Origin of the sequence: Amycolatopsis sp. NPDC004625, assembly GCF_040609695.1 — a bacterium.
GTDB lineage: Bacteria > Actinomycetota > Actinomycetes > Mycobacteriales > Pseudonocardiaceae > Amycolatopsis.
This window is the reverse complement of record NZ_JBEXKX010000021.1, coordinates 6,866-23,842: the sequence shown is the minus strand read 5'-3', so window position 1 is coordinate 23,842 and position 16,977 is coordinate 6,866. Positions and strand designations below refer to the sequence as shown.

General features: G+C 74.6%; 13 protein-coding genes. 5 read left to right on the top strand and 8 right to left on the bottom strand.

Annotated features, from left to right (window positions below):
- Positions 1–456 precede the first annotated feature (456 nt).
- The gene (locus ABZW17_RS24085) at positions 457–702 is read left to right on the top strand and encodes an ATP F0F1 synthase subunit C (RefSeq protein WP_354818196.1); all 246 of its coding nucleotides are present in this window, start codon (positions 457–459) and stop codon (positions 700–702) included.
- Positions 703–724: 22 nt separating this feature from the next.
- On the opposite strand, the gene ABZW17_RS24080 is transcribed toward ABZW17_RS24085, so the two are convergent.
- Genes ABZW17_RS24080 through ABZW17_RS24065 form a run of 4 tightly spaced genes read right to left on the bottom strand, consistent with a single transcriptional unit; the run spans position 725 to position 5,905 of the window.
- On the bottom strand, positions 725–3,265 hold the full coding sequence (locus ABZW17_RS24080) for a CHAT domain-containing protein (RefSeq protein WP_354818193.1): 2,541 nt from the start codon (positions 3,263–3,265) through the stop codon (positions 725–727).
- Positions 3,262–3,729: a hypothetical protein gene (locus ABZW17_RS24075; protein ID WP_354818190.1), complete on the bottom strand. Its 468-nt coding sequence runs from the start codon at positions 3,727–3,729 to the stop codon at positions 3,262–3,264. The genes ABZW17_RS24080 and ABZW17_RS24075 overlap by 4 nt, the downstream gene beginning before the upstream one ends.
- The gene (locus tag ABZW17_RS24070; RefSeq protein WP_354818187.1) at positions 3,726–4,319 is read right to left on the bottom strand and encodes a sigma-70 family RNA polymerase sigma factor; all 594 of its coding nucleotides are present in this window, start codon (positions 4,317–4,319) and stop codon (positions 3,726–3,728) included. Before ABZW17_RS24070 ends, ABZW17_RS24075 begins: the two co-directional genes overlap by 4 nt.
- Positions 4,316–5,905 carry a S8 family serine peptidase gene (locus ABZW17_RS24065; RefSeq protein ID WP_354818184.1) on the bottom strand — a complete coding sequence of 530 codons (1,590 nt, stop codon included), beginning with the start codon at positions 5,903–5,905 and terminating at the stop codon, positions 4,316–4,318. Before ABZW17_RS24065 ends, ABZW17_RS24070 begins: the two co-directional genes overlap by 4 nt.
- Positions 5,906–6,239: 334 nt before the next feature.
- Here ABZW17_RS24065 and ABZW17_RS24060 point away from each other — a divergent pair, with 334 nt between their 5' ends.
- Both ABZW17_RS24060 and ABZW17_RS24055 read left to right on the top strand, forming a co-directional pair.
- Entirely contained in the window at positions 6,240–9,593 is a 3,354-nt protein-coding gene (locus ABZW17_RS24060) for a LodA/GoxA family CTQ-dependent oxidase (RefSeq protein WP_354818181.1), read from the top strand.
- Positions 9,583–10,635, top strand: coding sequence for an FAD-dependent oxidoreductase (locus tag ABZW17_RS24055; RefSeq protein WP_354818178.1), 1,053 nt, complete (start codon positions 9,583–9,585; stop codon positions 10,633–10,635). Before ABZW17_RS24060 ends, ABZW17_RS24055 begins: the two co-directional genes overlap by 11 nt.
- On the opposite strand, the gene ABZW17_RS24050 is transcribed toward ABZW17_RS24055, so the two are convergent.
- From ABZW17_RS24050 to ABZW17_RS24040, 3 genes are all read right to left on the bottom strand, one after another.
- Complete coding sequence (locus ABZW17_RS24050) at positions 10,557–11,555, bottom strand: NAD(P)-dependent oxidoreductase (RefSeq protein WP_354818175.1); 999 nt, start codon at positions 11,553–11,555, stop codon at positions 10,557–10,559. The genes ABZW17_RS24055 and ABZW17_RS24050 overlap by 79 nt on opposite strands.
- 58 nt (positions 11,556–11,613) lie before the next feature.
- Positions 11,614–13,056: a twin-arginine translocation signal domain-containing protein gene (locus ABZW17_RS24045; RefSeq protein ID WP_354818172.1), complete on the bottom strand. Its 1,443-nt coding sequence runs from the start codon at positions 13,054–13,056 to the stop codon at positions 11,614–11,616.
- An 81-nt stretch (positions 13,057–13,137) separates the two neighbouring features.
- Positions 13,138–13,959 (bottom strand): PaaX family transcriptional regulator C-terminal domain-containing protein, encoded by an 822-nt coding sequence (locus tag ABZW17_RS24040; RefSeq protein WP_354818169.1) that lies wholly within the window; start codon positions 13,957–13,959, stop codon positions 13,138–13,140.
- Between the two features lie 214 nt (positions 13,960–14,173).
- Here ABZW17_RS24040 and ABZW17_RS24035 point away from each other — a divergent pair, with 214 nt between their 5' ends.
- On the top strand, positions 14,174–15,109 hold the full coding sequence (locus ABZW17_RS24035) for a PHB depolymerase family esterase (RefSeq protein ID WP_354818166.1): 936 nt from the start codon (positions 14,174–14,176) through the stop codon (positions 15,107–15,109).
- Here the strand turns inward: ABZW17_RS24035 and ABZW17_RS24030 are convergent.
- Complete coding sequence (locus ABZW17_RS24030; protein WP_354818163.1) at positions 15,104–15,892, bottom strand: inositol monophosphatase; 789 nt, start codon at positions 15,890–15,892, stop codon at positions 15,104–15,106. The genes ABZW17_RS24035 and ABZW17_RS24030 overlap by 6 nt on opposite strands.
- Before the next feature lie 27 nt (positions 15,893–15,919).
- Here ABZW17_RS24030 and ABZW17_RS24025 point away from each other — a divergent pair, with 27 nt between their 5' ends.
- Positions 15,920–16,819: a LysR family transcriptional regulator gene (locus tag ABZW17_RS24025; RefSeq protein WP_354818160.1), complete on the top strand. Its 900-nt coding sequence runs from the start codon at positions 15,920–15,922 to the stop codon at positions 16,817–16,819.
- Positions 16,820–16,977: the final 158 nt, after the last annotated feature.

Sequence of the window (16,977 nt, the reverse complement as noted above, 5' to 3'; positions counted from 1 at the left end):
TCACGCGTGATGCCCCTCCAGTCACGCGTGTGACCCCCGGCGCGCGGAGCCGGACGGTCCCCGTGTGCGCCGAGGGGCATCGGGCGTGATCGAGCGGGCATCACCCGTGATTGGAGGGGCGACACGGTGACCAACCGGTCGCGTGATCGGTTTCGGCGACCGGCCACAGTGGACATTGCTCGGCGGTGAAGCGGGCCCTGGTCATCCGTGCCGACGTCCACGGGCGATTTTGCGGCGGCGGCGGAGGATTGGGCGTGATAGTATTGGGGTGACCGGAGACCCCGATTGCCGGGAATCGCCGCCGGTTTTCTCCCCTGCCCGACGAGATCTGCCCGCTTCGACGACAGCCGCCGATTTCCGACGCCTTCGCCCAGCCCTGATCCCTTGTCCGGTGTGACCACACAAGCCGCTGCTCCACGCGAGCGTGCGCGTGGACCGATGTGAAGGGGAACGTCCATGAACGACACCGTTATGGCCCAGACGGCCAGCATCAACCCGGGCCTCGCGGCCATCGGCTACGGCCTGGCCGCAATCGGCCCGGGAATCGGCGTCGGCCTCATCTTCGCGGCCGTCATCAACGGGAGTGCGCGCCAGCCGGAAGCGAGCGGAAAACTGCAGACGATCGGGTATTCGACGTTCGTGCTGACCGAGGTGCTCGCCCTGATCGGCATCGTCGTCTATTTCATCGCGTCGCTGTCCTGAGTGGACGAACCTCGCGCTACCGTCACGCGCCGAAGCACACGAACGGGGTCAGTGGCTCTCCCCGGGTCGCGTCGGCCAGGGCTCGGGGTGCGCGGACTCCGCGGACCAACGCCCGGTGGTAGGCGTACATCACCTCCACCGCCGCCTGGTCGTCGACGCGGGCCACGCTCGACACCACCGTTTGGCTGCCCGAATACAGCAACGCCGCCGTGAAGCCGAGGAACTCGTCGCCCGGGCGGACCACCGATCGGCCGACGTCGCAGGCCGACAGGACCACGTGGCGCGGTGCCGTCTCGAGCTGGTGGACGTCGTAGGCCATCAGCGGGCCGTCCGCCAGGTCGAGGCGGGAGAACAGCACGTTCTCCGGTTCGTGGTGGCCGTGCGCCGCGAAGTGCACGATCGCCGCGTCGCCGAGGGCGCCGAGCGTCGCCGCCACCGTGGCGTGCGCCCCCGTCAGGAGGGTTCCTCCCGGGTACACCGCCGAGATCCGGCTCGCCTCGGCGGGGGCGTGGTCGAGGGCCGGCCCCGCGACGACCAGCACCCGCCCGGCGGCGGTGCCGTCCGCGCCGCGGCGGGCCGCGTGCCAGGCCGACGGCGACGGGCTCACCGTCACCGGACGGCCGCGCAGCGGGGGCAGCAGGCCCCACGGCACCGTCGACAGCGGCGCGTTCGGCACGATGACGACGTCGGCGTCGGCGATCGTGGCCGCGAGCGGGGCCAGCAGGTGCTCGGTCAGCACCGCGAGCTGCCGCCGCAGGGACGTCCGGACGACCCGGTCGATGGCGTGCGGCAGCCGGCGCCCGCACAGCGTGTCGAGGTCGCTGTGCAGGCGGGCCAGCGCCTCGGCGACCGCGGCCGGGTCGCCGAGCGCGACCAACGACAGCCGGCCCCCGGCGAGCACCAGCGCCTTGAAGCCGGTCCGGTCGGTCAGGAAGCTCAGCAGGACGCTGCCGGCGCGGTCCAGCTCGGCGGCGACGTCCGCGAACGGCGCGCCGGCGTGGTAGCCGTCCCCGCCGCCGGTCTGCCAGTCCCGCGCCCGGATCACCCGTTCCAGCGCCAGGCACCGCCGCCGGGCCTGCGTCGCCGGGCGGCCGGCCAGCTCGGCCGTGCGGGCCTCGTGCGCGAGGTGGCGGAGCTCGGCGACGGCGTCGAGGGTGCGCTCGTCGGTCGGCGCGCGCACCGCCGGGACCTGGAACGCCCGGGCCCGCGACCGGTCCAGCCAGCGGAAGACGACCATCGGGTCCGCCGTGCCCAGCGCCGCGGCCAGGCCGGCCCGGGCGAGCTCGTCGCCCAGCGAGGCGGCGCCCGTCTGCAGGTCGAAGCTGCCGAACCGGACGCGGTGCGCGTCGAGGCGGTCCAGCCCGGCCCGCGCGGTGGCGAACGCGCGCCCCCCGGCGCCCGTGGGCCTCGCCCGCACGGCCCCCGCCCCGGAGCGCACCACGTGGGACGGGGGCGGGGCGCCGGCGCCGAGCCGTTTCGCCAGCTGGTCCCCGGCGCGGCCGACCTCGCGGCGGGCGATGTTCGCCCGCGCCGAAAGCAGCGCCGCGGCTTCGGCATCGTTGCGCAGCCCCAGCGCGGTCAGCTGATCGGCCAGGGCTTCGGTGGCCGCCGCCACCGCGGCCAGCCGGCGCCCGGCCGCGAAGTCCGCCCGCAGGACGGTGAGCGTGGCCACCGCGGCCCAGGTTTCGTTGCCCCGCCGCCGGAAGTGCGCCCGCGCCCGCGCCGCCCACTCCCGCGCCTCCGCGGGCCGCCCGGTCGCCAGCGCCGCGCGCGCCCGGGTGAGCTCCGCTTCGGCGTGCTCCTGGTCGAGCCGGGAGACGGCGAACAGGCCGAGCGCCGCGTCGAGCTCGATGGCCGCCTCGCTCGGCAGCCCGGCGGCGAGCAACGCCCGGGCCTTGTCGACCCCGAGCGGGCCCAGCATCTCCGCGCACAGCTCGGCGTAGACGACGCCGGCCGCGTCGAAGTCCCGCAGGGCGCCCGGGATGTCCCCGGTGAGGACCCGGCACTGGCCCCGGCCGTGCCGGGCCTTGGCGACGAGCGCGCGTTCGGACGGGTACCGGCTCCCGAGCTCGGCGCACTGGCCGAGGTCGGCCATCGCCGGCCGCACCCGCCCGGCGATCTGGTGCAGCAGCGCCCGGTTGAGCAGCGATCGCGCCAGGACGACCTCCTCGCCGGCGCGGCGCAGCAGCGGGATGGCCTCGTCGAGGTACGGCAGCGCCTCGCCCATCCGGCCGACGAGCACCAGCAGCAGGCCGCGCTGCTGCAGGAGGACCCCGCGGTCCTCCGGCGCCACCGCGGCCTCGGCGGTGTCGAGCAGGTGGAAGCCGCGCTCGCTGTGGCCGAGCACGACCTCCACCCCGGCCAGGCTGGTCAGCACGCGGACCGCCGGCCGGTCCGGGCCGGGCCCCGGGGGCGTGTCGGGCGAGGACCACCCGAGCAGCCGCAGCGCGGTGTGCAGCAGCCGCCGCCCGGCCAGCGGCTGCCCGTTGTTGGTCGCCTCGACCGCCCGCTGCTGCAGAACCCGGACCTGCTCGCCGAGGTCCGGGACCGCTTCGGCCGTCACAGCTCGATGACCGGGGTCGTCACGGGCGGGCCGGCGCCGGCGGGCCGGACCGCCAGCCGGGCCGGGCCGGGGCGCGCGCCTTCGATCACGAACCGCCCTTCGCCGTCGCACCGGGCGGTCCGCGGCCCGGCCGTCGTCAGGAGCTCGACGTCGTGGGCGGCCGGCGGGGCGAGCCAGCCGTCCACCCGGACCGTGCCGGCGGCGCCGGTGGTCACGTTGACCAGCACGGCGAACCCGTCCCGTTCGAACGTCAGCACGCGGCTCGCCCCGTCGCCGCGGGCCGAGACCACCTCGAGCCGGACCGGCATCGCGGTCAGCTCGGCCTCCAGGTTCGCCAGCCGCACCGCGAAGCGGACCCGGCCGGCCAGGGACGGCGGCACGGGATCGGCGTCGCTCCACATCCGGCGCAGCTCGCTCAGCAGCGCGCGGTCGTCCGCCCCGGCGGTCCGCGGCCGCCCGGTCACGGCCGGTCCCCGTCCGCGAGCAGGGACCGCAGCCGGCTCAGGCAGCGGCCCCGGGTCGGGCCGATGCTGCCCTTCTTCATCCCGAGCGCGGCGCTGACCTGGTCGTAGTCGGGCCGCGGCACGAACGCGACGATGCGCAGGAGCCGGCGGCACCGCTCGGGTAGCCGGTTGACCGCTTCCCACAGGCGAGCCCGGCGGTCCTCGGTCAGGACGTGGTGTTCCGGGCCGGGCGCGGGGTCCTCCAGGGCGGGGAACCACCGCTCGTCGACCGGCTGTTCGGTCCGGTACTGCGCCCGCGCCCGCCACGCCTGCCGCTTGGTCACGGTGATCAGCCAGCTGGTCAGGGCGACGGGGGAGCGGATCTCCTCGAGCGAGCCGAGCAGGCGCAGCCACACCGTCTGGACGACGTCGCCGCTTTGGTCGCGGTCGATCCCCTGCGCGCGGGCGACGTGCCACAGCAGCGGGGTCAGCAGGCCGATCAGCTCGTCGAACGCCTCGGCGTCCCCGGCGCGGGCGGCGGTGAAGACCGCGGCCACCCGGTCGTGGTCGAGGGGCTGCGCCGGCGACCGGCCGGCCTCGGCTGTGCTCATGGCAACTCCGGGAGCGCCGCGCGGGCGCGCTTGACGGTGGTTTTCCGGTCCACTTTGGTCAGGGCGAGCTTCGCCTTTTGCTCGCCGAGGCGCAGGAGCCGGTTCGCGAGTTCGGCGGCGACCAGCGGCGTCGCGAACGACGTCCCGCTCCACACGGCGTACTCCCCGGTGAACTTGTCGGGGTCCAGCGAGGCCCGGTTCAGCTCCGGGACCACGTGCTCCGGCGTCTCCGAACCGTCTCCGGCCGGGAACGTGCTCACCACGTTGACGCCGCTGGCCCACGCCTTCACCGACGCGTTTTCGTTGGAGAACAGGGCTTTGCTGCCGTCGGGGTTCAGCGCGCCGACCGCGACCACCGCGGGACCGCCCTGCGGGTCGGCCCGGGTGGCCAGCCACGCCGGGAGGAACGGCCGCGCGGTCGACTCGTTGCCCGCGGCGGCCACGAAGAACACCCCGCGCCGGACGAGATCCGCGATGACGTCGGCGAACTCGGTGGCTTCCTCCCATTCGCCGTAGTAGCCCGCCGAGAACGACACGATGTCGATCATCTTGTCCGGGCAGTCGTTGTCCTGCGCTTCGGTCACCCGGTCCAGGATTTCGGTCAGCGCCGTCAGCGCGTCGCCCGAGTAGCCGATCTTGTCGCTGTGCACCGCGCGGATGGCGAGCACGCGGGCGCGGGGCGCCGCCTGGCGGATCAGGCCGGCGATGAACGTGCCGTGCCCGTAGGCGTCTTCGAGCGCGCCGACGAGGGGCTCGGTGGGGAGCGGCGTGTCCTGGTATCCGTCGATGAGCTGGAAGGCCGGTGCCGCGTCGGCCGGGCGGTTCTTGACGATCTCCGCCTGGATCTCCGGTGACACGGTGACGAACTCGTCGTCGAACGGGGTGTTCGGGTCGGACACCCAGCAGGACAGCAGCGGGTGGTCGGCGTGGCCGCTGTCCACGACGGCGATCACCGGACGGCGGGCGGCGGGTTCCCGGTACGGCAGCGGGCCGGGCAGGACGGCCGGCAGCCGCCCGCGCGTCGAGGACCGCAGCGAACCGGCACCCGGCGTGTCGCTGATCGCCCACGGTTTCAGCACCATGTCGTCGGCGGTGGCGATCAGGTGTTCCAGCGAAATCCGCGCCACGTCGGCGTGGGTGAGCACGGAGTCGTCGGCGGCGGCCTCGTACCGGCCACCGCCGGCGTCGGGCGGGGGAACCGAGGCGCGCAGGTGCTGCAGGGCGCGCCAGGAATCGACGGCCACGGCGAGATTGGCTTCGCGCGGCCGGAGCGAAATCCGCACCGGCGCCCGGGCCGGCCGGATTTCCGGCGGTTCCGGGCGCAGTTCGATCTCTCCGAGCAGAGTGGTGATCGCGGCCGCTTTCCCGGCCCAGATTTCGCCGGGAACCAGCAACACACCCGGCCGGTAGACCGTCGGGCGGTAGCGGGCCCCCGGTGCGGGCCAGCCCTCGACGACGTTCGCGGTGGGATCGAGCACCCGGCCGCCGTGCCGGTCCAGCAGTTCCGGGGAAATCGCGGGCACGAACCCGGGCGAGCCCAGGCCGTCTTCCCCGCGTCCTTCCGGCGGATCGAATCGGACCACCATGCGTCGCTCCCTTGAGCCGGTGCGGCCGGCCTGCTGCCGAAGCCGCTGCCACCCCGGGAAGGCCGGTGCGCGCCCCGCCAGATACGGGCCCGCGGTCACGAAGCGGTAAACCCCCGGCCCGGTACCGAGAATAACACGGTCGTCAGATGTCGTAATCGTGCTCACCCAAGCGGTGCAAAGCCGGGTAAAACAGGTGATCAATGATTGTCGAATGCCTTCGGTGTGCCAAATTTTTTCGACGTCGAATGGCGTGCGTCAAATGCGCGCCGACGTATCCGGCGGCGACCGGGCCCCACTTCACCGCGAAGCACGCACACCGAGGGAGAGGGCCGTCATGGCGATCACGGAAGTCCGCATCCACCCGGCGATCGGCATCGCGCGGGTGGGCAACAGCGACACGGAGTTCTTCGTCGGGCCGGAACGGCGGTGGGACCGGTCGGCCCCGCCGGGCGGCTACAAGGACGCGCAGTGCCGGATCAAGCGGCAGGCCGCCCGGTTCCGGGTCTTCGGCTACGACAACGGCGTGCCGACCGAGCTGACCGCGGCCGACGCGACCATCGAGTGGACCGTGCACCTGGTCAACCGCAAGGCCGCCGCGATCGGCTTCGACCAGCCGGGCCCGCGCAACAGCGGGGTGACCGGTGCCGCGCGGGACAAGCTGGTGATCGACCCCGGCGCGCGGACGCTCACCGGCCCGGACCAGCGGGTGGTGCTCGATTCCGGCACGTTCGAGGTGCCCGGCCACGCGGCCGTCCCCGTGCCGCTGGGCGAGGTCCGCACCGACGACGACGGGCACCTGCTGGTGCTGGGCGGGCTCGGGACCTCCGGGACCCCGGCCGGCGCCGCGCTCCAGCACTTCGCCGACAACGACGGCTGGCACGACGACGTCGCGGACGGGCCGGTGACGGCGACGGTCACCATCGGCGGGCAGACGTTCACCGCGCTCGGCTCGTGGGTGGTCGTCGCGCCGCCGAAGTTCGCGCCGCCGGTCGACAACACCATCCGGCTGTGGGACGCGGTCTACGACGCCCACGCCGCGGCCGGGCTGCTCGTCCCGCCCGCGACCCCGTCCTACACCGACGACATCTACCCGGTCCTGCAGTCGGCGCTCGACGCGGCCGCGGTGAACTCCGACGCCAAGGGCCACCACGGGTTCGCCCACCCGATGCCCGGCGCGCAGTGGGTGTACGACCGGCTGACCGCGCCGCCCGGGCCCGCCCACATGCCGCGGCAGTACTCGGTGTCGAACAGCGGGCAGTGGGACCAGAACCTGACCGGCACCCAGCTCGCGTTCGTGCAGCAGTGGGCGGCCGGCACGGTGACGGCGGACTGGGACCCGGCGTGGGGCCAGCACCCGCCGCCGGACTCCGACGTCACCCCGGGCGGCCTCGACAAGGCGGCGCTGGAGAACTGCGTCGGCGGCGCGTTCTTCCCCGGCATCGAGGGCGGGGTGATCCTCACCGACACCGCGAGGTACCTGCCGGTGGTGAGCAACGACGGCGTCCCGTCGTTCCGGCTGGACCACACGAAGGTGACCCCCGGCGACATCACCGCGCGGATGGCCGTGCCGTGGCAGTCGGACTTCTACGCCTGCAGCACCTACTGGTGGCCGGCGCCGCGGCCGAACCAGGTCGACGTCGCCGGGGCGGGGAGCAAGGACTGGGCCCGGTCGGTCGGCGGCACCGCGGCCTTCGTGGCGGGGCAGTGGGCGAAGATGGGCTTCGTGACCCGCCAGGGCACGGCCCTCGTGGAGACCGACCGGTGCGACAGCGCCGACACCGTGGTCAACCTGGTGACGCCGTCGCTGACGTTCCGGGACGTGCCGCAGGGGCCCGGCGGCACCACCCGGAAGGCGGCCCGCGCGGTGGTGTTCGAGGTCCGGTCGCCGGTGCCGGTGACGCTCACCTTCACCGCCGGCCCCACCGACCCGAGCCTGTCCCGCTACACCCCGACCCCGGTCACCGTGCCGCCCACCGGGGCCGGGCTCACCACCGTGCGGCTGTGGATCGTCTACGCCGCCCCGAACACCGCGCACAGCGTCACCGACAGCCTCACCGCGTCGTGCGCCGAAACCGGGCAGACGTGGACCATCCCGGTCAACGCCAGCTCCGTGCCGCGCCTGACCGCGGCGGCCGCGCTGGTGCTCGACAAGTCCGGCAGCATGAGCGAGGACCGCGGCGACGGGCTGGGCAGCAAGGCGCAGAGCCTGCGCGAGGCGGCGAGCACGTTCCTGGACGTGATGCTGCCCGGCGACGCGCTCTCGCTCACGGCATTCGACGACGACGCGGTCGTGGTGCGGGGCCTGACCACCCTGGGTGCCGCGGACGACCCGTTCGACACCACGCGCAGCGACCTGCGCAGCGCCATCTACGGCCCCGGCTTCGACCCCGGCGGCAACACCTCGATCGGGGACGGCATCTTCACCGGCCGGGGCACCCTCACCGACGCCGGGACCCCGGTCCGGTCGCTGGTCGTGCTCACCGACGGCGTGGAGAACCGCCCGCGGTGGATCGCCGACGTGGCCGCGGAAATCGACGAGACCACCTACTCGGTGGGGCTCGGCACGGCCGCGAACACCAGCGCGGCGGCCCTGCAGACGGTGTCGGGCAACCACGGCGGCTCGCTGCTGATCACCGGCCCGGCGCTCGGCGGGGACAACCAGTTCCTGCTCAAGAAGTACTTCCTGCAGATCCTCGCCGGCGTGAGCAACGCCGAGGTGGTGCTCGACCCGGTCGGGCACATCGGTTACCGGCAGGCGCTGCGGGTGCCGTTCTCCGTCTGCGACGCCGACAACCTGGTGGACGTGATCCTGACCGCGGAGAACCGCCGCGGCCTGACGTTCCTGCTGGAGACGCCCTACGGCCGGCTGGTCGACCCGGCGCTGGCCCGGTCGCTCGGCGGCGCGTTCGTGGCCACCGACCAGGTGTCCTACTACCGCCTGCCGCTGCCGCTGCTCGCCGATCCCGGGCGGCCCGCCCACGAGGGCATGTGGAACGCGGTGCTGGCCTACGACCGGCGCGGCGGTGGCCAGGACGACCACGGCGGCCGGGACCCGGCCGCCGCCCGGTTCCAGCGCTACTCGGTGATCGTGCACGCGTGGTCGGACGTGTCGTTCACCGCGTCGGCCCAGCAGAGCAGCCACCAGCCGGGCGCCACCGTGACGGTGGTGGCTTCGCTGGCCGACTCGGGCATCCCGCTGACCGCGGACGCGACCGTCTGGGCGGAGATCACCCGGCCCGGCGGTGCGGCGAGCACGCTGGCGCTGACGCCCGACGGCGACGAGTTCACCGGATCCTTCGTGGCGCACACGATCGGCGACCACCAGATCCGCGTCCGGGCGGGCGGCCGGACCGGCCGCGGCCACCTCTTCACCCGCGAGCGCACGCTGTGGGCGGGGGTCTGGCGCGGCGGCGACACCCCGCCGCGCGGCGGGCCGGGCGACGTCGGCGGCGCACTGGCCGAGCACGACCGCCGGTGGTGCGCGCTGCTGCGGTGCGTCCTGCTCACCCTGGCGGCCAACGACCGGCTGATGCGGCGGTGGAACGAGTACGGCGTGGACCCGAAGGAGTTCCTGAAGTGCGTGGAGGCGCTGTGCCGCGACGCTTCGCCGGACGCCGGCGCCGAGGCGTCCGGCGAGGTGCGCCGGCTGGTGGCCGAACTGCGGCGGACGGTCGGCGATGCAGGGTGACGTCGCGGTCGTCGGGGGCGGCCCGGCCGGCGCCGTCGCCGCCCTCGAACTGGCCCGCCGCGGCGCCGCGGTGACGCTGTTCGAGCGGTCGGACTACGGCGGGCTGCGAATGGGGGAGACGCTGCCGCCCGCGGTGAACCCGCTGCTGCGCGCGCTCGGGGTGTGGGACCGGTTCGTGGCGTCCGGGCCGGTCCCGTCGTACCAGACGGCCAGCGCCTGGGGCGGGCCCGAGGTGGCCGAGCGCTCGTTCGTGTTCAGCCCGCACGGCCACGGCTGGCACACCGACCGGGCCGGGTTCGACCGGATGCTGGCCGACGCCGCGGCCGAGGCGGGCGCCGACGTCCGCCGCGGCGTCGCGGTCCGCGGGGTCCGGCGGGTGCCGGGCGGCTTCGCGGTGGACGCGGACGCGCCGGTGCGGGCGGCGGTGGTGGTCGACGCGACCGGCCGCGCGGCCCGGATCGCCCGGTCGCTGGGCGCCCGCCGCGAGCGCCTCGACCGGCTGGTCTGCGTCGCGCGGGTGTTCGCCCGGCCGCCGGGAACCCCGCCGGGCGACACGTTCCTGGAGGCGGTCCCGGACGGCTGGTGGTACGCGTCCCCGTTGCCCGCGGGCCGGCGGCTGGTCGCCCGGTTCGCCGACGCCCGGTTCGCGGCGGCGACCGGGCTGGCGACCGCGGCGGGCTGGTCGGCGGCGCTGGCGTCGGCCCCGCGGAGTCGCGAGCTGGCGGCGGGGACGCCGATCGGCCCGGTGCGCGTGGTGAGCGCGGCGAGCCACCGCCTGACCCCGGTGTCGGGGCCGGGCTGGCTCGCGGTCGGCGACGCGGCCCTGGCGGTGGACCCGTTGTCGTCGGGCGGCGCGGCCTTCGCGATGGAGTCCGGCCGGCGGGCGGTCGCCGGGCCGGAGGAGGACTACCGGGCGTTCGTCCGCTCGGCGGCGGTGGAGTACCGGGCGGTGCGGAGGGAGGTTTACGGCTGGGAGCGGCGGTTCGCGGGGAACGCGTTCTGGCGGGACCGCGCGGAGGACCCGGGGCCGGCGGCGGGGTGATCCCGGCCGCCGAACTCGGCCGCGAATCCTTCGGCCGCCGAAGGGAACCGTGGCCGCCAGCTCAGCCGCAGCCGGGCCAGCGCGTTGTCCGCGCCGCGCAGCCGGTTCAGGAACGCCACGCCCCAGCTGCCCACGGCCAGCCGGGCGACCGCGGCCGGGACCCGGTGCGGTGCCGGGGCGTCCAGCAGGCGGGCCAGGCCCGGCAGCCACTCGTGGAGCGGGGCCGGCTCGTCGTCGACGATGTTCAGCACGCCGGTCACGTCGCGGTCGACCGCCGCCAGCACGGCGGCCGCCGCGTCGCCGGTGTGGGTGAACGAAAACACCGCGTGGCCGCCGCCGGCCAGGGGGACCCGGCCGGCTCGCACCTGGCGCGTGAACCGGCCGTCGCCGGCGAAGGTCGTGCCCGGGCCGTACAGGTGACCGAGCCGCAGGACCAGGCCGTCCGCGCGGGTGGTCAGGCGCTCCAGCTCCATCAGGGCCGCCAGCACCGGCGCGAACTGCGGCGGCGGGCCCGCGCGCCACAGCGGCGCGTCTTCCCCCGCCGGCCCGTCGTCGGGCTGGTAGCCGTAAGCCAGACCTTGGCTGATCACGCGCGCGTCGCCGGCCGCCGCCAGCAGGTTCCGGGTGCCTTCGGTACGCAGCCGGTTGGTGACCGCCAGGTCCCGGGCCAGGTGCTTCGGGTCGGGCTCGGCCGGGATCGCCGTCAGCAGGTTGACCACGGTGTCCGGCGCCGCCCGCCGGACCGCCGCCCGGACGCCGTCGCGGTCGAGCGCGTCGGCCACCAAAACCTCCGCGCCGGCCGCCACCAGCGGGGCCCGGCCCGGGCGGGCCAGCGCCAGCACCTCGTGCCCGGCCGCGGCCAGCTGCGGAACCACGCGGCGGCCGAGCACACCGGTCGCTCCCGCGACGAGAACCTTCATGACCCGAAGGGACGGGGAGCGGCCGGGCGAGGTTGACGCCTTCCGGGTGTGACGTGGGTCACGACGACTGCATCAGGATGAAGTCCCCGTGCCCGCCGTAGCCGAGGACGTCTTCGGCGTACTGCGTGCCGTCGAAGGTCGGCAGCCACCACCGCCGGCCGATCCGCACGAGCATCGGGTGCGGGATGTTGGTGCCGTACGGCGCGTTCAGCGTGCCGAGCTTCCGCAGCCGCAGGTCGTACACCGGGTACTCGCGGGCGTTGCCGTCGCTGGCGAACAGGTACCACCGGCCGCCCACCCGCTGCAGGATGGTGCCTTCGGTCTGGGTGACCGACCGGTCCGCGCCCAGCAGCGTCAGGCCGTGGTCGTAGTCGGCCCCGCGCGGCGCGGCCGCCAGCGCGGGGTGGAACACGAAGGACGGTTGCTGCGCCGGGCTTTCGACGAACGCGAGGTGCCAGCGGCCGTCGATCTTCGTCAGGGCCGGGTCCCACGAACTGACCGTCGTGGGCAGGGCCAGCTGTTCGGTGGGCAGGACGTGCACGCCCGAGAGCACGTTCTCGCGGGTGGTGGTGTGCCGCACGTGCACGCCGGTGAAGGCGAAGTCGCCCCACGAGCTCATCAGCAGGATGAACCGGTCGTCGTCGACGACGATCTGGCCGGCGTGGTCGCCGAGCACGACGCCGTCCCGCGCGAAGAACAGCGTCGCCACCTGTTCGAGCTTCGTGGGATCGGCCAGGTCGAGGGTCCACACCGCCCAGTGCGCCTGCTGGAAGAACCCGAGGCCGGCGTTCGTCATCGTCAGGTAGAGCTTGCCGTGGCGGAGGTAGGGCCGGCCGTCGGCGTACTGCACGACGTGCGGATCGCGGACGCCGGCCTGGCCGTAGTAGCCGGCCCGGACCCGGCCCAGCCGCGCGGGACCGCGGCGCCCGTAGGCGTACCCCAGCTTGCCCAGCACCGCCGGGTCGCGCAGGTCGATCCGCGCCCGGACCCGGTCGCGTTCGGTCAGCAGGGGCTGCCAGCCCGTGCCCTGGTCGGCCAGCACCGTCACGGCGTTTTCGTTGACCACCACGGCGAAGCCGAACGGCGCGCGCAGGTCGGCGGGCGCGGTCTTGACCACCGCCCGGCCGGCCGCCGTGGTGATCTCGATGGCCGCCTGCTTCGCGGCGGGGTCGTAGGTGCCGAGCACCGAAACCCCGTGGCCGGCGAGCCCGGCGACGACCGGTGCGCCCGCGTCGGGCACCTCGACGGTCACCGTGCCGTACGGCGCCTTCGGCCGGACGCCGGTCTCGGCGAGCGCGCCGGGCCGGGCCGGGGTGTCGACCTGGACGAACTTCGGCGCGATCAGGGCGAACGGCCGGAACTGCTCCGTGCCGGAGAACTTCAGGTCCAGCGGGCTCTCGCCGGACGCTTCGGCCGTGCCGCCGAACAGGCTCGCGGTCACGCCGGTCACCCCCAGCGCGGTGAGGGCTCGCAGCACGTCGCGTCGATCGATGTCGGTCACCGGTGACCTCCGGGGTGGGGACGGGATCGGGCCGTGGCTCAGTTTGCAACGTGGCATGCGACGTTGCAACCGCCGTCGGGATCACTCGTCGACGAGCGACTCGAGCACCTCGGCGGCCAGCTTGGCCGCCGGGCGCGCCCAGCGCCGGCGCAGGCTGCGGAACAGGGCCGCGGCGCGCGTGCCCGGCCAGCCCGGCGGCAGCAGGGCCGGCGGCAGCACCGGGTCGCGGCGGATGAGCAGCAGCCACTCCGCACCCAGCCGGATGCTGCGGGACAGCTCGTCGAGCTCGCCGTGGGCCTCGCCGGTCCAGCGGCCGAGGAACTGCTCGTAGCCGGCCGCGAGCCGGGGCAGGTCCCACGCCTCGCGGGCGATCCGCGCGGGGTCGGTCCACATGAACGGTTCGGCGCGGAACACCTCGGCGTGGTCGAGCAGGTCGAGCCCGGCCAGCGCCGGCGCGATGTCGGCGGCCGACGTCGAGACCCACAGCCCGCTGCGCAGCAGCCCGAAGCCGAACCAGTCCAGCCGGGTGCGCAGGGCGTGCCGGTCCGCGCGCCTGCTCTCCGGCACCGAGAACGTCAGCAGCGTCCACCGGCCGTCCCAGTGCCGGTCGACGACGTCGCCGTCGAGCTTGCGCTGCCCGTCGCGCAGCACCGCCGCGCCGTGCGCGGTCAGGCCGAGGAACGCCTGGCGGCCGCGGCGGACGGTGTGCAGCAGGTCGCGGCGGATCATCCGGCTCAGCGTCGCCCGCGTCGCGTGTTCGCCGACGCCGAGCCGGTCCAGCGCGGCGAGGACGCCGCCGGTGGACACGGCGATCCCGCGGTCCAGCACGTGGTCGCCGAGCAGGGTGAGCAGCAGGGTCTCCGGCCGCACGCCCGGCGTGCCTTCGCCGTCCGCTCCGGCCATCCGCCACCTCCTCGCCGGAGTCAACCTAACGCCCGCCGGGTCGTTCGTCATCCGGCCGGTGATCGGCGGAAAACTGTCGAAGGATTGTCGGCCCGCGCGAAAGTTTCGTTTCTCCCGCTGGGCTGAATCGCGTAAATAGTGGGTGTTTCGTTGACGGTCGTTGTGGATCTGCCTAACGTCGCCGGGGAGGGGGATCGCCGAGCGGAGGTCACCGATGAGTGGATTCAGAACGGCGTTCACGGCATTCGCGAGCAGCGTGCTGATCGCGGCGACCGCGGTGGCGGGCGCGCCACCGGCGGCGGCCGCGTCCCTGGTCGAGGTGACCGGTTTCGGCAGCAACCCGGGCGGGATGCGCATGCACGTCTACGTCCCGGACACCCGGCCGGCCAACCCCGCGATCGTGGTCGCCATGCACGGCTGCGGCGGTTCGGGGCCGGGTTTCTACTCCGGCAGCGAATTCGCGTCACTGGCCAACCGGTACGGCTTCCTCGTGATCTACCCCAGCGCCCAGCAGCAGGCCGGCTTCGGAAACTGCTTCGACACCTGGTCCGACGCGGCGAAACACCGCGGCGGCGGCAGCGACCCGGTGTCGATCGTGTCGATGGTGACCTACGCCGAACAGCACTACGGCGGCGACCCGAACCGCGTTTTCGCCACCGGTTCCTCGTCCGGCGGCATGATGACGAACGAAATGCTCGCGCTCTACCCCGACGTGTTCAAAGCGGGTGCGGCGTTCATGGGCGTGCCGTTCGGCTGCTTCGCCAACGCCGCCGATTTCCCGCCGTGGTCGAGCAAGTGCACCGGCGGTGGCGGCGCGAACCGGACGCCGCAGCAGTGGGGTGACGCCGTCCGGCAGGCGTACCCGGGTTACGCCGGTCCCCGCCCGCGCGTCCAGCTGTGGCACGGCACCGCGGACCCGCTCGTGCCGTATTCGCTGCTGCAGGAGGAAATCGAGCAGTGGACGAACGTGTCCGGGCTCAGCCAGAACCCGACGTCCACGGACACGCCGCAGGCCGGCTGGAACCGCCGCCGGTTCGCCGACGGCTCCGGCAGCGTCCGGGTGGAGGCCTACAGCATCCAGGGCGCCGGGCACAGCCTGCCCGCGGGCGGGATGGCCGCGGTCGCGATCGCGTTCTTCGGGCTGTCATAGGCCGAGGCCGGCGAGCACGTCCAGCGCCGCCGCGTGCACCCCGGGCGCGGCGGCCAGGTACCGCTCGCTCGCCGGCTCCCACGGCTTGCCGTCGAGGTCGGTCACCACGCCGCCGGCCTCCCGGACCAGCAGCACGCCGGCCGCGTGCGACCGGACGTTGTCGAGCTGCCAGTGCAGGTCCAGCCGGCCCGCGGCGACCTGGGCGAGCTGCTGGCTGACCGGCACCGAGATCCGCACCTGCAGCGCGGCCTTCGACATCGCCGTGAACGACGTGCCCATCCGCGCCAGGAGACCGGCGTCGTGGCCCGGCTGGGCCTGGCCGGTGCCCGCCAGCGCACCGGCCAGCGACGTCTTGGCCGACACCCGCACCCGTTCGCCGTCGAGGAACGCCCCGCCGCCTTCGCGGGCTGTGAACGTCTCGTCGAGGACGGGGAAGTGCAGCACCGCGAGCACCGGCTGCCCGTCGGAGACGAGGCTCACGCCGATGTTCCAGTCCGGCATCCCTTGCACGGCGTTGACGTTGCCGCCGACCGGGTCGATCAGCCACCACTCGCCGTCGGGCAGCGGGCCCGACCCGTGTTCGTCGTTCAGCCACTGCGCCTGCGGCCGGACCGCGGCCAGCGCGGGCCGCAGCACGTCGGCGACGGCCGTGTCGTTGGCGTGCAGGCTGTCGAGCAGCTCCGGCAGGCCCGGCTGGCGGGCGGCGGGGGAGTAGCGCGCCAGCATCCGGGCCCCGGCCTCGCGGACGGCGGCGGTCGTGGCGGCGAGCAGGTCCTGGGTCATGGTTCCTCCTGTGGTTGTCTTGCGTGCGTGCAACTCGATCTGAACCTGCTCACCGTGCTCGACGCCCTCCTGGCGGAGGGCAGCGTGATGGGCGCGGCCGAGCGGCTGCACCTGTCCTCACCGGCGGTCAGCCGCACCCTGGGCCGGCTCCGCGCGGTGACCGGTGACGAGATCCTGGTCCGCACCGGGCACACGATGGTCCCGACGCCGTACGCCCGGTCCGTCCGCGAGGAGGTGCACCAGCTGGTGCGCCAAGCCCGCGCGGTGCTGCGGCCGGCCCGCGAACTGGACCTCACCGAACTGGACCGCACTTTCACGGTCCAGTGCCACGACGCCCTCGCCGCGTCGGTCGTCCCGGTCCTGGTCGGCCGGATCCAGGAGCGGGCACCCGGTGCGCGGCTGCGGGTGCTGGCGGAGCACTCCGGTGACACCGACGACCTGCGCCACGGCCGCGTCGACCTGGAGCTCGGCGGGAGCCGGCCGCACCTGCCCGAGTTCCGGTCGGCGGTGCTCGGGCACGATCCGCTCGTCGTGGCGATGCGGCCGGGCCACCCCTGCGCCGCCGGGCTCGACCTGCGGTCCTACGCCGCGGCGCCGCACGTGCTGGTTTCCCGCCGCGGCCGGCTCACCGCGCCGATCGACGACGTACTGGCCGCCGAGGGGCTGCGCCGCCGGGTGGTCGCGGCGGTGGCGACGGTCGCCACCGCCCTGCAGCTGGCGGCCCGCAGCGACGTCCTGGTCAGCTGCACGGAAATCCTCGGCCGCCCGCTCGTGGACGCGTTCGGCCTGATCACCCGGCCGCTGCCGGCCCCGTCCCCGGCGGCGGAGATCTGCAGCACCTGGCACGAACGCTACGACGCCGATCCCGCGCACACCTGGCTTCGCGAGCAGGTGCAAGCCGCCTTCGACGAGGTGACGGCCACTTAGCCCACCGCGGCGCGTGAATCGCACCTTCCGGCCCTGCCGCAGTGGTGGTCGTGAGTGTTTAGGCGCGTTCTAAACCCCCCAAAAAAAAAACAACCCCCCGGGCGCCGGCCCGGCCCCCCCCCCGGGGATCGCGGCGGGGGGGGCCCGGGGGGCCAACC

Excerpts from the sequence above, each read along its gene's own strand:
- ABZW17_RS24035 (WP_354818166.1), top strand. The coding sequence starts at position 14,174 with ATGAGTGGATTCAGAACGGCGTTCACGGCATTCGCGAGCAGCGTGCTG.
- ABZW17_RS24040 (WP_354818169.1), bottom strand. The coding sequence starts at position 13,959 with ATGGCCGGAGCGGACGGCGAAGGCACGCCGGGCGTGCGGCCGGAGACC.
- ABZW17_RS24070 (WP_354818187.1), bottom strand. The coding sequence starts at position 4,319 with ATGAGCACAGCCGAGGCCGGCCGGTCGCCGGCGCAGCCCCTCGACCAC.
- ABZW17_RS24055 (WP_354818178.1), top strand. The coding sequence starts at position 9,583 with ATGCAGGGTGACGTCGCGGTCGTCGGGGGCGGCCCGGCCGGCGCCGTC.
- ABZW17_RS24050 (WP_354818175.1), bottom strand. The coding sequence starts at position 11,555 with ATGAAGGTTCTCGTCGCGGGAGCGACCGGTGTGCTCGGCCGCCGCGTG.
- ABZW17_RS24060 (WP_354818181.1), top strand. The coding sequence starts at position 6,240 with ATGGCGATCACGGAAGTCCGCATCCACCCGGCGATCGGCATCGCGCGG.
- ABZW17_RS24030 (WP_354818163.1), bottom strand. The coding sequence starts at position 15,892 with ATGACCCAGGACCTGCTCGCCGCCACGACCGCCGCCGTCCGCGAGGCC.
- ABZW17_RS24085 (WP_354818196.1), top strand. The coding sequence starts at position 457 with ATGAACGACACCGTTATGGCCCAGACGGCCAGCATCAACCCGGGCCTC.
- ABZW17_RS24065 (WP_354818184.1), bottom strand. The coding sequence starts at position 5,905 with ATGGTGGTCCGATTCGATCCGCCGGAAGGACGCGGGGAAGACGGCCTG.